At 62.0% G+C, this 13275-nt stretch carries 13 protein-coding genes and 1 tRNA gene; 7 read left to right on the plus strand and 7 right to left on the minus strand.

The window, feature by feature from the left end; genetic code table 11:
* Window positions 1-31: 31 nt before the first annotated feature.
* Complete coding sequence (locus ACIQUI_RS00700; RefSeq protein ID WP_403194177.1) at window positions 32-565, plus strand: hypothetical protein; 534 nt, start codon at window positions 32-34, stop codon at window positions 563-565.
* Window positions 566-699: 134 nt separating this feature from the next.
* Here the strand turns inward: ACIQUI_RS00700 and ACIQUI_RS00705 are convergent.
* The 4 genes from ACIQUI_RS00705 to ACIQUI_RS00720 all read right to left on the minus strand — a co-directional run bounded on the left by ACIQUI_RS00705 (window position 700) and on the right by ACIQUI_RS00720 (window position 4445).
* Window positions 700-775 (minus strand) — tRNA-Phe (locus ACIQUI_RS00705).
* 90 nt (window positions 776-865) lie between these two features.
* On the minus strand, window positions 866-1138 hold the full coding sequence (locus ACIQUI_RS00710; RefSeq protein WP_391128347.1) for an oxidative damage protection protein: 273 nt from the start codon (window positions 1136-1138) through the stop codon (window positions 866-868).
* Entirely contained in the window at window positions 1135-2202 is a 1068-nt protein-coding gene (gene mutY / locus ACIQUI_RS00715; protein ID WP_403194179.1) for an A/G-specific adenine glycosylase, read from the minus strand. The genes ACIQUI_RS00710 and mutY overlap by 4 nt, the downstream gene beginning before the upstream one ends.
* On the minus strand, window positions 2199-4445 hold the full coding sequence (locus ACIQUI_RS00720) for an AsmA family protein (protein WP_403194181.1): 2247 nt from the start codon (window positions 4443-4445) through the stop codon (window positions 2199-2201). Before ACIQUI_RS00720 ends, mutY begins: the two co-directional genes overlap by 4 nt.
* 299 nt (window positions 4446-4744) lie before the next feature.
* Here ACIQUI_RS00720 and ACIQUI_RS00725 point away from each other — a divergent pair, with 299 nt between their 5' ends.
* The 6 genes from ACIQUI_RS00725 to hisF all read left to right on the plus strand — a co-directional run bounded on the left by ACIQUI_RS00725 (window position 4745) and on the right by hisF (window position 9817).
* Window positions 4745-6403: an OFA family MFS transporter gene (locus ACIQUI_RS00725; protein ID WP_403194184.1), complete on the plus strand. Its 1659-nt coding sequence runs from the start codon at window positions 4745-4747 to the stop codon at window positions 6401-6403.
* A gap of 280 nt (window positions 6404-6683) precedes the next feature.
* Complete coding sequence (gene hisB, locus ACIQUI_RS00730; RefSeq protein WP_009682881.1) at window positions 6684-7277, plus strand: imidazoleglycerol-phosphate dehydratase HisB; 594 nt, start codon at window positions 6684-6686, stop codon at window positions 7275-7277.
* Window positions 7278-7916, plus strand: coding sequence for an imidazole glycerol phosphate synthase subunit HisH (gene hisH, locus ACIQUI_RS00735; RefSeq protein WP_403194186.1), 639 nt, complete (start codon window positions 7278-7280; stop codon window positions 7914-7916). It begins immediately after the preceding gene.
* On the plus strand, window positions 7917-8177 hold the full coding sequence (locus ACIQUI_RS00740) for a DUF2164 domain-containing protein (protein WP_403194188.1): 261 nt from the start codon (window positions 7917-7919) through the stop codon (window positions 8175-8177).
* Between the two features lie 121 nt (window positions 8178-8298).
* Window positions 8299-9036 carry a 1-(5-phosphoribosyl)-5-[(5-phosphoribosylamino)methylideneamino]imidazole-4-carboxamide isomerase gene (gene hisA / locus ACIQUI_RS00745; RefSeq protein WP_016714501.1) on the plus strand — a complete coding sequence of 246 codons (738 nt, stop codon included), beginning with the start codon at window positions 8299-8301 and terminating at the stop codon, window positions 9034-9036.
* Window positions 9037-9046: 10 nt separating this feature from the next.
* On the plus strand, window positions 9047-9817 hold the full coding sequence (hisF, locus tag ACIQUI_RS00750) for an imidazole glycerol phosphate synthase subunit HisF (protein ID WP_079226229.1): 771 nt from the start codon (window positions 9047-9049) through the stop codon (window positions 9815-9817).
* 119 nt (window positions 9818-9936) lie between these two features.
* Here the strand turns inward: hisF and choV are convergent, their stop codons facing one another.
* The 3 genes from choV to choX all read right to left on the minus strand — a co-directional run bounded on the left by choV (window position 9937) and on the right by choX (window position 12989).
* Complete coding sequence (gene choV, locus ACIQUI_RS00755) at window positions 9937-11115, minus strand: choline ABC transporter ATP-binding protein (RefSeq protein ID WP_403194191.1); 1179 nt, start codon at window positions 11113-11115, stop codon at window positions 9937-9939.
* Window positions 11112-11960: a choline ABC transporter permease subunit gene (gene choW, locus ACIQUI_RS00760; RefSeq protein ID WP_403194412.1), complete on the minus strand. Its 849-nt coding sequence runs from the start codon at window positions 11958-11960 to the stop codon at window positions 11112-11114. The genes choV and choW overlap by 4 nt, the downstream gene beginning before the upstream one ends.
* Before the next feature lie 81 nt (window positions 11961-12041).
* Complete coding sequence (gene choX, locus ACIQUI_RS00765) at window positions 12042-12989, minus strand: choline ABC transporter substrate-binding protein (protein ID WP_403194193.1); 948 nt, start codon at window positions 12987-12989, stop codon at window positions 12042-12044.
* Between the last annotated feature and the right edge of the window lie 286 nt (window positions 12990-13275).

Here is a 13275-nt window from a genome sequence, read left to right on the forward strand (position 1 = left end):
TGCCCGGTATCTACTGACGAGGACTTCACGGATGAAAACAGCGCTCTCGCTTTGCCTGCTGACTATGGCGCTATGCGCCTGCGGCAACATCGCCGCAGTCAAGTCGTTCAACACCCCATATGGCTCTCCGACCTCTGGTGATACCGCGCGGCTGCGGGTGATCGCCGATGGCATGGTGCGTGCCGTGCCTGGCAAGGACTGCGTCGACTGGTACAGCCCGGGGGCAGGGGTGATTGCCGTTCCACAAAAGGGCTTCGCCGACCGCAATGGCGAAAGCCTGGGTATGCCCAAGGGCGCTACTGCCATGCAGGGTGATGTGGTCAGTGAGGTGCTGGTTCCGGCCGGCAAGCCATTCACTCTGCACTTTCTAGATGGTGGCCGTGGCAGCTACAACAGCGTCACCAACTGCCTGGGCATGTTCTACTTCGTGCCGCAGAAGGGCGCCGATTACGAAGTGGTGGTCCATGGCTACAGTGCCTGCGGCGTGAAGCTGCAGCAACTGGGGGCAGAGGCGCCGGTGCAGGTCACAAAAGCTGAGTACTGCAGTGCCATGGCTAACTTCTGACAATGGCTGGTAACCCACAGGGGTGGCTTGATTGCTGCCCCACGGGATAGAAATCACAGACAACAAAAAACCCGCACTAGGCGGGTTTCTTGTTGTCGCTTCGGGTAACTTTGCAACCACCAGAAGCTTGAAGGTGGTGCCCAGAGACGGAGTCGAACCGCCGACACGAGGATTTTCAATCCTCTGCTCTACCGACTGAGCTATCTGGGCGACGAGGTGAATTAAATAGATTTTCTGGCGGCCCGTCAACGACTTTTTGAAAAAATTTTAAATTAATTCCGTCGCTTACGATTCGTGGGGTCATTCCGAGGGTGGAACGTAGCCTTCCGCCTGGGCGTATTCCTCGCCTGCGAAAAACTTGTCCATCTCGACCTGGAGGAACTTGCGGTCTTCGCCGTTCATCATGTTCAGGCGCTTTTCGTTGATCAGCATGGTCTGGTGTTTCTTCCAGTCTTCCCAGGCTTTCTCCGAGATGTGGTCGAAGATGTCCTGGCCCTTGGCGCCGGGGTAGGGCGGGCGTTCCAGGCCTGGCAGTTCTTCTTTGTACTTGCGGCACATCACGGTGCGGGTCATCGGGCGTCTCCTGCAATCAGTTCGTCGGCCGCGCGTTTCAGCAGTTTTTTCACCGGGGCGGCAAGGCCCAGGCGCGGCGGGGTGGCGAGGTTATACCAGAGCCAGTCAGCCTCGGCCACGTGCTGGCCGACCAGGTCGACGCGCACCAGCCAGGGCTCGATTGCCAGCTGGAAGTGGCTGAAGGTATGGGTCAGGCCTTGCATGGCGTGGCTGCCAGCCAGGCGCAGGCTGTGCTGGTAGGCCAGGTCGTCGAGCTGGGCGATGTCGTCCAGTTCCGGCAGGCTCCACAAGCCACCCCACAGGCCGCTGGAAGGGCGGCGATAAAGCAGGATGGCGCCTTCGTGGTTGGCCAGCAGCGGCATCAGCGTACGCCGTTGTGGCAGTGCCTTGCGCGGCTTGGGCTCGGGGTAGCGGGTTTCTTCGCCGTGCAGGTGCGCTTCGCAGCCACGCTGCAACGGGCAGAGCAGGCAGCTGGGCTTGCTGCGGGTGCACAGCGTGGCGCCCATGTCCATCATCGCCTGGGTGTAGTGGTTGGCGCGCTGCTGCGGGGTAAAGCGCTCGGCCGTGGCCCACAGCTGGTTGGCCACCTTGGGCTCGCCGGGGTAGCCGGCCTGGGCCGTGTAGCGGGCCAGCACGCGCTTGACATTGCCATCCAGGATTGGCGCGCGGATGCCCATGCTGATGCTGGCAATGGCCCCGGCGGTGGAGCGGCCAATGCCGGGCAGCTCGGTAAGCTGCTCGACACTGCGCGGGAACTCGCCGCCATGTTGCTCGACGACGATTTTTGCAGCCTTTTGCAGGTTGCGTGCTCGGGTGTAGTAGCCCAGCCCCGTCCACAGGTGCAGCACTTCGTCCTCCGGCGCCTCGGCCAAGGCCTGCACGGTGGGCAGGGCCTGCATGAAGCGGTCGAAGTAGTTGAGCACGGTGCTGACCTGGGTCTGCTGCAACATGATTTCCGACACCCAAACCCGGTACGGGGTGATGCCCTGTTGCCAGGGCAGGTGGTGCCGACCGTGCTCGTCATACCAGTCCAGCACAGCGCTGGAGAACTGCTCGGGGCTCATCGCTTGAACAGCCCCTTGAGTGCGTCTTTTACTTCCGGGCTCACTTTGTCTCCGAGTTTTTCTTCAAGTTTTTCATCCAGCTTGTCCTTCAGGCGGTTGCCGGCCAGCTTGGCGGCGATCTTGCCCAGGCCGCCCTGGTCCAGGCGGCACGCCTTTGCACCGAGCTCCAGCGGGCCACGGCAGCGCAGCGGCACTTCAATGCCCACATAGCGCTCATTGACCTGGCAGGCCGGGTCCGGCATGGCGCGTTGGTCGCCTTCAACGATCACGCCAATGTTGTAGTCCATGCCCAGCACCCGCAGGTCGAGGTCGCCTTGACCATTGACGGTAAGGCCCGGGATGCGCGCCTTGAGGTCTGGGTTGCTGGCGACGCCATTGCGCACCACCAGGCTGCCGCGCAGCTCCTGGAACGGGGTGTCCTTGCCGCGTGGCTCGCCGCTCAGGGTCTTGCGGTTGAGCGTGGCGATGGCTTGGCACAGCTGCTGTTCGAGGTTGGCATTGACCAGCACGCCGTCGTTGATGGTGAAGTTTGCGCTGCCGTTGAGGGTGTCGACCAGTGCCTTCTGGCTGTTGCCGGTGGCTGTCAGATCACTGGTCAGCGTCAGCAGCCCCTTCACCGGTGGCGTTTGCTCTTTGCCCTCGGTCTTGATGAAGTGTTCCACCGGCACCCGCTGGACAGTGGTGTTGACGCCAAGCTGCGGTACGGCAGGGCGCACATCGACGGTGCCCTTGGCCTCGAAGGTGCCGTTGTACAGCTCGCCGCGCAGGGTTTGCAGGGTTAGCAGGCCGCCTTGGCCGATGGCCTTGAGCTGGGCGTCTTCGATTGGCAGCTTGTCCAGCGTCAGCGCGCCGAAGGCCACGTCGGCCTGCACGTCGAGGGCGCGCAGGCGGTCGACCGGCAGCAGCTTGTCGTCACTCCAGGCCACTTGCGTCGGGGCGTTTGGTAGCGGTGTTGTGCCGGCACCGGCCACTGCACTGGCTTCCTGTTGCTTGACCTCGGCCTGGCGTGCCGCCGTGGCGCCTTTGGCTTCTTCGCTTTTGGCGGGCAGGTAGCGGTCGGCGTCGAAGGTATCGCCTTTAAGCTGCAGGCGCAGGGCCTGCTTGGCAAAGTCTTCCACGGCCACGCGGCCGCTGAAGGTGCTGTCATCCAGCTTCACCGCCAGGTCTTCCAGGGCCAGGCTGTTCGGCGTGCCTTGCAGGCGGGTGACCAGCTCCAGCTTGGCGAAGGCTGCCGGGTCGTTGGTGGCCGGCAGCGGGCGGCCGATGCTGTCGAGGAAGGTGCGCAGGTTGAACTGGGCGATGGACAGGCCGCCGCTCAGCTGTGGCGCCTTGTCCAGGTCACGCACATTCAGCTCGCCCAGGGCGCGCAGCTGGTTGGCCGACACTTTCAGGCCGTTCCACGAGGCAACATTTGCAGCCAGGTCGACCAGCAGCTGGCCCTGGGCGGCAAAGGTCACGGTCTTGCCGCCGGTGGGCTCACCCGACGTCTCGCCCGACAGGCGCATGTCTTCGAGGTTGTAGCGCTTGAGCTTGCGGTCGAAGCGCAGTTCGCCGGCCAGTTCGGTGCGGGCCTTGATGTTCGGCTGGCTGGCGCTGATGAAGGCGCTGGCCTTGAGCGGAATGTTCGCGCCTTCGTGGACCGGGCCGGTGCTCAGCTGAATGCTCTCGGCGCTGTAGTTCTGGCCGGTCTTGGCATCGGTGTACTGCACACGGGCGTTATTCACGGTCAGGCTGTCGATGTCCAGCTTGACGGCCCGCTCGTTGCCGTCGGCAGGTGCCGGTTTCTGTTCGACGGGTGCATTGGCCTGGGCATCGGCAGGGGTGCCGTTCTGCGCGGGCAGCGGCTTGCCGATGTCTTCCCAGTTGCCATGGCCGTTTTCGTCGCGCGCCAGGGTCAGGTTAAGGCCTTCGACACGCACGTCGCTCATTTGTACTTCGCGGCGCAGCAAGGGCAGCACGCGCACAGACAAACCAAGCATCTGCAGGTCGGCGAACGGCTCCTTGGGTTTGGCCAGGGTGGCAATGCTGGCCTCGTGCAGTTCCAGGCCCAGCCATGGGAACAGGCTCCAGCCGATGTCACCGTTGAGGGTCAGTTCGACGTGAGCCTTGTCGCGTGCCAGCTGGCGAATCTCGTCTTTATAGTCGTTGGGATCAAAGAGGTGGGTCAGGGCGAAGCCCAGCGCCACGATGATCAGCAGCAACCCGAGAAGCCCCAGTCCCAGGATTTTGCCGAACGCTTTCATGGGCGAGTCCTTGTAGTCCGTTAGTGAAATTCAGGCGGCAGAGTATAACGCCGCCGTGTATGTCCCTGCTTATTCGACTAGAGATACAGGGCATTTCCTACGTTTGCAGCAGATGGTACGGCTTTCTTCAGTCAGATATTTACCTGTGGGAGCGGCTTTAGCCGCGAAGAGGCCGGTGCAGGAGAGAGGACCGTTTCAGCAGAGCAAAAATTCACGATATCAGATTGCTTTCATGTCACTTGGCTCTGCTAACCTTGCGCCGCTTTGCGAGTACCCACCCTATAAGAAGGATCAGATCCATGACCAGTACCGTCGCGACGGGAGCCTCGGCCAGTGCGCCAGGCTTCCTGTCAAAGGAGCGCATCATCGCCCGCCCGGGCTTCAACCGCTGGCTGGTCCCGCCAGCGGCCTTGGCCATCCACCTGTGCATCGGCATGGCCTATGGCTTCTCGGTGTTCTGGCTGCCCCTGTCGCAAGCCCTCGGCATCACTGCCCCTGTCGCCTGCGCGGCAGACATGGGCTTCTTTGCCCGGCTGTTCAGCGCGGAGTGCGACTGGCCAATCTCGATGCTGAGCTGGATCTACACCCTGTTCTTCGTCTTCCTCGGTTGCTCGGCGGCAGTACTGGGCGGCTGGCTGGAGCACGCCGGCCCACGCAAGGCAGGCCTGGTGTCGGCCCTGTGCTGGTGCGGCGGCATGCTGATCTCGGCCATTGGCGTTAAAACCCACCAGTTGTGGCTGATGTGGCTGGGCTCGGGAGTGATTGGCGGTATCGGCCTGGGCCTGGGCTATATTTCGCCCGTGTCGACCCTGATCAAGTGGTTCCCGGACAAACGCGGCATGGCCACCGGCATGGCGATCATGGGCTTTGGCGGCGGGGCCATGGTGGGTGCACCGCTGGCCACTGCGCTGATGGGGCATTTTGGCAACGAGCACGAAGTGGGTGTATGGCAGAGTTTCGTTGCCATGGCGGCGATCTACTTCGTGTTCATGACGGCGGGTGCCTTGGCTTATCGCGTGCCGCCCACCGGCTGGAAGCCCGAAGGCTGGACTGCACCGGTCAAGAAGGCCAGCGCCATGGTTACCGATCGCCATGTGCATGTCAGTGTGGCGTGGAAAACCCCGCAGTTCGTGCTTATCTGGCTGGTACTGTGCCTGAACGTGTCGGCAGGCATCGGTATTCTCGGCATGGCTTCGCCGCTGCTGCAGGAAGTGTTCGCGGGTAAATTGCTGGGTAACGAACTGACCTTCAGCCAGCTCAATACTGCGCAGCTGGCACAAATTGCCGCGATCGCCGCCGGCTTCACCGGCCTGCTGAGCCTGTTCAACATCGGCGGGCGGTTCTTCTGGGCGTCGTTCTCCGACTATATCGGCCGCAAGAACACCTACTTCGCCTTCTTCGCCTTGGGCGTGGGCTTGTACAGCCTGGTGCCGAACATGGGGCACCTGGGCAACGTTGCGCTGTTCGTGGCTGCGTTTTGCATCATCCTTTCGATGTATGGCGGTGGTTTTGCGACGGTGCCGGCGTACCTGGCGGACCTGTTCGGTACGCAGATGGTCGGTGCCATTCATGGTCGCCTGTTGACTGCATGGGCAGCGGCGGGGGTGTTGGGGCCGGTGTTGATCACTTACCTGCGTGAATACCAATTGGCGGCGGGGGTCGAGCGTGCGGCGGCATACGACATGACCCTGTACATTCTGGCCGGCCTGCTGGTGCTGGGCTTTATCTGCAACATGCTGGTCCGCCCGGTTGCCGACAAGCATTTCATGAGCGATGCCGAACTGGCTGCCGAGCGGGCGTTGAGCCATGACAAGGGTGCTGACGAGGCACGTTCGCTGGAATGGAAAGCCGCGCCGGGCAGCCTGCCGCTGGTGTTGCTGGCCTGGGCGGTGGTGGTCGTACCGTTGGCCTGGGGGGTGTGGGTTACCCTGCAGAAGACGGCGGTGCTGTTCCATTGAGATAGTTCTGCAATGGCCAGTGGGGGCGCTTTGCGCCCCTTTCGCGACGCAAGGCCGCTACTACAGGGACCGCATGAGCCTCAAGCTTGCGCGGTCGCTGTAGGAGCGGCCTTGCGTCGCGATGGGCCGCGAAGCGGCCCCAATTACCCGGTTGTATAGACCTGTAGGGCCATTCGGCCCCGTAATTCCTCGCCTTGCCATATGTCATCCGCGTTTCAAGCCGGCGCGTTCTGGGCCTATAATGGAGCCCTTTTCGCCCAATGATTTTGCGGAGCTGGTGATGGTCGAACGTAAGGCTTCCGTCGAGCGCAATACCCTGGAAACCCAGGTCAAGTGCTCGATCAACCTCGATGGCAGTGGCAAGGCCCGATTCGATATCGGTGTGCCTTTCCTTGAACACATGCTGGACCAGATCGCCCGCCATGGGCTGATCGATCTGGATATCGAGTGCAAGGGTGACACGCATATCGACGATCACCATACCGTCGAAGACGTCGGTATCACCCTGGGCATGGCATTCGCCCAGGCCATCGGTGACAAGAAAGGCATCTTCCGCTACGGCCACGCCTACGTGCCGCTGGACGAAGCACTGTCGCGCGTGGTCATCGACTTCTCTGGCCGCCCAGGCCTGCAGATGCACGTTCCTTACACCCGCGCCAGCGTCGGTGGCTTCGATGTCGACCTGTTCCAGGAGTTCTTCCAGGGCTTCGTCAACCACGCCCTGGTCACCCTGCACATCGACAACCTGCGTGGCCACAACACCCACCACCAGATCGAAACCGTGTTCAAGGCATTCGGCCGCGCCCTGCGCATGGCCGTGACCCTCGACGAGCGCATGGCCGGGCAAATGCCGTCGACCAAAGGGTGCCTGTAAATGCAGACGGTAGCTGTAATCGACTATGGCATGGGCAACCTGCACTCGGTGGCCAAGGCGCTTGAGCACGTTGGCGCTGGCAAGGTGCTGGTCACCAGCGACGCTGCGGTCATCCGTGAAGCTGACCGCGTGGTGTTCCCGGGTGTGGGTGCAATTCGCGACTGCATGGCCGAAATCCGCCGCCTGAGCTTCGACAGCCTGGTGCGCGAAGTAAGCCAGGACCGCCCGTTCCTCGGCATCTGCGTTGGCATGCAGGCGCTGTTGGAGCACAGCGAAGAAAACGACGGTGTCGACTGCATCGGCCTGTTCCCTGGCCAGGTACGCTTCTTCGGCAAAGACCTGAAAGAAGACGGCGAGCACCTGAAGGTGCCGCACATGGGCTGGAACGAAGTGGGCCAGACCATCGACCACCCGCTGTGGCACGACATTCCGGACCGCGCACGTTTCTACTTCGTGCACAGCTACTACATCAATGCCGGCAAGCCGGGCCAGGTGGTCGGTCGCGGCCACTACGGTGTCGATTTTGCCGCAGCGCTGGCCGACGGCTCGCGCTTTGCCGTGCAGTTCCACCCGGAGAAAAGCCACACCCATGGCCTGCAACTGCTGCAGAACTTCGTTGCCTGGGACGGTCGCTGGTAAATGAGCAGATCGAAGACCAAGGCCCCGATCATCACCCTGGCCCCCGAGCAGGAGCGCGACGCGCTCGACACGCTCAAGCGCTTCCTCGAAGACCGTTTCGAGCTGCAACTGGGGTCGTTCGAGGTGGCTGAGGTTCTCGAGCTGTTCAGCAAAGAAATTGCACCCCATTACTACAACAGGGCGATTGCCGATGTTCAGCTGCACCTCAAGGAGCGGTTCGAGAGCATCGAAAGTGATCTGTGGGCGCTTGAGAAAAGCTGAAAGTTGCAAGCTTCAAGCTTCAAGCTTCAAGCCAAAGCTGGATCGCCTATCGAATACACGACGCGCATTGCTTGCAGCTTGTCGCTTGCAACTTGCCGCTTGAATTGACGAAGGAAAGAGCATGCTGATTATCCCCGCTATCGATCTGAAGGACGGTGCCTGCGTGCGCCTGCGCCAGGGCCGCATGGAAGACTCCACGGTATTTTCCGACGACCCGGTGAGCATGGCCGCCAAGTGGGTCGAGGGTGGCTGCCGCCGCCTGCACCTGGTCGACCTCAACGGTGCTTTCGAAGGCCAGCCGGTCAACGGTGAAGTGGTCACCGCCATCGCCAAGCGCTACCCGACCCTGCCGATCCAGATCGGCGGCGGCATCCGCTCGCTGGAAACCATCGAGCACTACGTAAAGGCTGGCGTCAGCTACGTGATCATCGGCACCAAGGCGGTCAAGGAGCCTGAGTTCGTGGCCGAAGCGTGCAAGGCCTTCCCGGGCAAGGTCATCGTTGGCCTGGACGCCAAGGACGGCTTCGTTGCCACCGATGGCTGGGCCGAAGTCAGCGCGGTACAGGTCATCGACCTGGCCAAGCGTTTCGAGGCCGATGGCGTGTCGTCGATCGTCTACACCGACATCGCCAAGGACGGCATGATGCAGGGCTGCAACGTGCCGTTCACCAAGGCACTGGCTGAAGCCACCCGCATCCCGGTCATCGCCTCGGGCGGCATCCACAACCTGGGCGACATCAAGGCCCTGCTGGACGCCAAGGCCCCTGGCATCATCGGCGCCATCACCGGCCGTGCCATCTACGAAGGCACCCTCGATGTCGCCGAGGCCCAGGCCTTCTGCGACAACTACCAAGGCTGAGGACTGAACCATGGCACTGGCCAAGCGCATCATCCCTTGCCTGGACGTGGACAACGGCCGGGTGGTCAAGGGCGTCAAGTTCGAGAACATCCGTGATGCAGGCGACCCGGTGGAAATCGCCCGTCGCTACAACGAGCAGGGTGCCGATGAAATCACCTTCCTCGACATCACCGCCAGCGTCGATGGCCGCGACACCACCTTGCATACTGTCGAGCGCATGGCCAGCCAGGTGTTCATCCCGCTGACCGTGGGCGGTGGCGTGCGCACCGTGCAGGACATCCGCAACCTGCTCAACGCTGGTGCCGACAAGGTATCGATCAACACGGCTGCGGTGTTCAACCCGGAGTTCGTGGGCGAGGCGGCGGACCGTTTTGGTTCGCAGTGCATCGTTGTTGCCATCGATGCCAAGAAGGTGTCCGGCCCGGGTGAAGAGCCGCGTTGGGAAATCTTCACCCACGGCGGGCGCAAGCCAACCGGGCTGGATGCGGTCGAGTGGGCGAAGAAGATGGAAGGCCTGGGGGCTGGCGAGATCCTGCTGACCAGCATGGACCAGGACGGCATGAAAAACGGCTTTGACCTGGGCGTTACCCGCGCCATCAGCGATGCGCTGGGTATTCCGGTGATTGCCTCGGGTGGGGTGGGCAACCTGCAGCACCTGGCCGACGGCATTCTGGAAGGGCATGCCAGCGCGGTGCTGGCGGCCAGTATCTTCCACTTTGGCGAGTACACGGTGCCAGAGGCCAAGGCCTACATGGCCTCGCGCGGGATCGTCGTTCGCTGATCCATTGATTGGGGCTGCTTTGCAGCCCTTCGCGGGCACGCCCGCTCCCACAGAGGTGTCACTGAACCCCTGTGGGAGCGGGCGTGCCCGCGAAGGGCCGCAAAGCGGCCCCAATTGCCTCAACCGTGGTTCTTGCCAAGCAACGCGTGATAAAGCTCGGTATCCCCAAGAATCCCCACCACGCGGTCGTTATCCTGCAACACCAGCTTGTTGCCAGTCTGGTAACGAATCTGCAGCGCCTCGCGCATGCCGATATCGGCGTGCACCACGGTCGGCCTGCGCTCCAGCAACTCCACATCCTGCCCCGGTGCCCAGTTCTGCATGTCCAGCCCGTTCTGGCCCTGGCGTGCACGCTTCAGTGCGCCACCTTCGCCCAGGTCCAGCCACGAATCGATACCCGGGTCCAGGCATACCGAGCCATTGACCCGCTTGCAGTTGTCCAGGCTGCGCATCAGGCTGCGGCCGCACAGCACGTTCAGCGGGTTGGTGTGGGCAACGAAGGTACGCACGTACTCGTCGGCCGGGTTGAGCACGATTTCTTCCGGCTTGCTGTACTGGATGATCCGCCCGTCCTTCATGATCGCGATGCGGCTACCCAGCTTCAGCGCTTCGTCCAGGTCGTGGCTGACAAACACGATGGTCTTGCTCAGCTTGGCTTGCAGGCCCAGCAGTTCATCCTGCAGGCCCTGGCGGATCAGCGGGTCCAATGCCGAGAACGGCTCGTCCATCAGCAGGATGTCGGCATCCATCGCCAACGCCCGGGCCAGGCCCACGCGCTGCTGCATGCCGCCTGAAAGCTCGTCGGGCTTCTTGTTGCGCCACTGCGTCAGGCCCACCAACTCAAGCTTCTCGTCCACCAGCTTGCGCCGTTCCTTTTCCGGGCGGCCCTGCATTTCCAGGCCAAAGCTGATGTTCTCGCGCACCGTCAGCCAAGGCATCAGGGCAAACTTCTGGAACACCATGGCGATGCGCTTGGTGCGCATCATCTTCAGCTCGGCGGGGGTGCAGTGGGCAATGTCGATGTGCTTGCCTTCGTGCTCGACGAACAGCTTGCCGCGGCTAACGGTGTTCAGGCCGTTGATGCAGCGCAGCAGGCTCGACTTGCCCGAGCCGGACAGGCCCATCAGCACGCAGATCTCGCCCTTGTTGATATCCAGGTTGGCCTTTTCGACACCCACCACCAGGCCGGTCTGCTTGAGGATCTGCTCGCGGGTCTTGCCCTGGTCCAGCAGCGACAGCGCTTCGCGTGGCTTGTTGGAGAAGATGACGTCGACGTCTTCGAAACGAATGATGCTCATGCCTCACCCCTTACCGGCAGTTCCGGTTGCTTGCAGATACGGTCGAGCATGATCGCCAGCAGCACGATCGCCAGGCCTGCTTCGAAGCCCAGGGAGATATCGGCGGTGTTCAGTGCGTTGACCACAGGTTTGCCCAGGCCGTCAGCGCCGACCAGGGCGGCAATTACCACCATCGACAGCGACAGCATGATGCACTGGGTGACGCCGGCGGCGATGCTTGGCATCGCGTGCGGCAGTTCGATACGGGTAAGCAGCTGGCGGCGCGAGCAACCGAAAGCCTTGCCGGCGTCCATCAGCTCTTGCGGCACGTCGCAGATGCCCAGGTAGGTGAGGCGGATGGGCGCAGCGATGGCGAATACCACGGTAGAGATCAGCCCCGGTACCACGCCCAGGCCGAACAGGGTCAGGGTAGGGATGAGGTAGACGAAGGTGGGCACCGTCTGCATCAGGTCGAGAATGGGGCGCATGGCGGTGTAGAACATCGGTTTGTGCGCGGCGAGGATGCCCAGCGGCACGCCGATGACCACGCACACCACCGTGGCGAAAGTGACCTGCGCCAGGGTTTCCATGGTTTCCTGCCAGTAACCCAGGTTGAAGATAAGCAGGAACGACAGCGCAACGAACGCGGTCAGCCCGACTTTGCGCTGGATAAAGTGCGCCAGGGCGGCGAACAGGGCGATGAGTACGAATGGGTTGAACCAGGTCAGGGCACTGGTGACCCCATGGATCATGAATTCCAGGCCTTGCGCGATGGCGTCGAAGTAATTCGCGCCGTTCTGGGTCAGCCACTCGACGAACGACGCGATGTACTGACCCAGGGGTATTTTCTGATCGATAAGCATGATAGCGAGCTTCCACCTGCATAGATTGAAATCAACCCGGGGCAGGCACGGTCCTGCCCCGAGGTAGCGCTATTGCGTATTTCGTTATTGCGCCAGCTTCGCCTTGGCCGCCTCCAGGCCAGGTTTGCCATCCACAGTGGTCACGCCGGCCAGCCAGGCATCCAGCTTGCCTGGGTTGTCCTTGAGCCATTTCTTGGCAGCGGCCTCGGGTTTCATCTTGCCGTCCAGGACATAGCCCATCATGGTGCTTTCATCCTTGAGCTCGAACGACAGGTTCTTCAACAGCTGGCCAACGTTGCTGCACTCCTGCGCATAGCCCTTGCGGGTGTTGGTCAACACGGTCGCCTTGCCGAAGTCGGGGCCGAAGAACTCGTCCCCGCCGGTGAGGTACTGCATCTTGAAGCGGGTGTTCATCGGGTGTGGTTCCCAGCCCAGGAACACCAGCGCTTCGTTACGCTTCTGCGCGCGGTCGACCTGCGCCAGCATGCCGGCCTCGCTCGATTGCACGATCTTGAAACCGGCGTCCTTCAGGCCGAAGGCGTTCTTGTCGATCATGCTCTGGATGGTGCGGTTGCCATCGTTGCCCGGTTCGATGCCGTAGATCTTGCTCTTGAGTTCTTTCTTGAACTTGGGAATGTCGCTGAAATCCTTCAGGCCCTTGTCATACAGCGCCTGGGGCACGGCCAGGGTGTACTTGGCGTTTTCCAGGTTGGCGCGCACTGTCTCGACAGTGCCGGCATCGCGGTACTGCTTGATGTCGTTCTCCATGGTCGGCATCCAGTTGCCGAGAAACACGTCCAGGTCCTTGCCGGCGGCCAGCGACTTGTAGGTCACCGGTACCGAGATCATGTTGGTGTGGGTCTTGTAACCCAGTGCTTCGAGCACAACGCTGGTGGTCGCGGTGGTAACTGTGATGTCGGTCCAGCCGACATCCGAGAAACGTACCGTCTGACACTGCTCGGGCTCGGCAGCCTGGGCCAGCAAAGGCGCAGACAGCAACGCAACCAGCAACAGCGAGGGTGAACCTTTCATGGATGGACTCCTGTGATTTTGTCTTCGGGTTCGCGTGGGTCGCCGGGCTTTCTGAAGGTCCGGTCGACCAGGCCTGCAGAGGGCAGGATGCGTGGCCGTGCTTTACGAGTCGCTTTCGATAATCCTCCAGCGCCGGGCAATCGCCTACTGGTGGGGTCGTAACCAGTACGGAACGGGTCGTATCCAGTACGGGCGATGTCGCTTATGGATTTTTCCACCCCCTCGGCCGCATTTTTACGTCACCAGGCCGCCGGAAAACGGCGAGGCGGGGCTTGTTCTCCCTGTA

The organism is Pseudomonas sp. NPDC090592 (assembly GCF_044769185.1).
Taxonomy (GTDB): Bacteria; Pseudomonadota; Gammaproteobacteria; order Pseudomonadales; family Pseudomonadaceae; genus Aquipseudomonas.

Coding starts and splice junctions, on each gene's coding strand:
- hisF (WP_079226229.1), top strand. CDS start 9,047: ATGGCACTGGCCAAGCGCATCATCCCTTGCCTGGACGTGGACAACGGC.
- ACIQUI_RS00710 (WP_391128347.1), bottom strand. CDS start 1,138: ATGACCCGCACCGTGATGTGCCGCAAGTACAAAGAAGAACTGCCAGGC.
- ACIQUI_RS00720 (WP_403194181.1), bottom strand. CDS start 4,445: ATGAAAGCGTTCGGCAAAATCCTGGGACTGGGGCTTCTCGGGTTGCTG.
- hisA (WP_016714501.1), top strand. CDS start 8,299: ATGCTGATTATCCCCGCTATCGATCTGAAGGACGGTGCCTGCGTGCGC.
- hisB (WP_009682881.1), top strand. CDS start 6,684: ATGGTCGAACGTAAGGCTTCCGTCGAGCGCAATACCCTGGAAACCCAG.
- ACIQUI_RS00700 (WP_403194177.1), top strand. CDS start 32: ATGAAAACAGCGCTCTCGCTTTGCCTGCTGACTATGGCGCTATGCGCC.
- hisH (WP_403194186.1), top strand. CDS start 7,278: ATGCAGACGGTAGCTGTAATCGACTATGGCATGGGCAACCTGCACTCG.
- choX (WP_403194193.1), bottom strand. CDS start 12,989: ATGAAAGGTTCACCCTCGCTGTTGCTGGTTGCGTTGCTGTCTGCGCCT.
- mutY (WP_403194179.1), bottom strand. CDS start 2,202: ATGAGCCCCGAGCAGTTCTCCAGCGCTGTGCTGGACTGGTATGACGAG.
- choV (WP_403194191.1), bottom strand. CDS start 11,115: ATGAGCATCATTCGTTTCGAAGACGTCGACGTCATCTTCTCCAACAAG.
- ACIQUI_RS00740 (WP_403194188.1), top strand. CDS start 7,917: ATGAGCAGATCGAAGACCAAGGCCCCGATCATCACCCTGGCCCCCGAG.
- ACIQUI_RS00725 (WP_403194184.1), top strand. CDS start 4,745: ATGACCAGTACCGTCGCGACGGGAGCCTCGGCCAGTGCGCCAGGCTTC.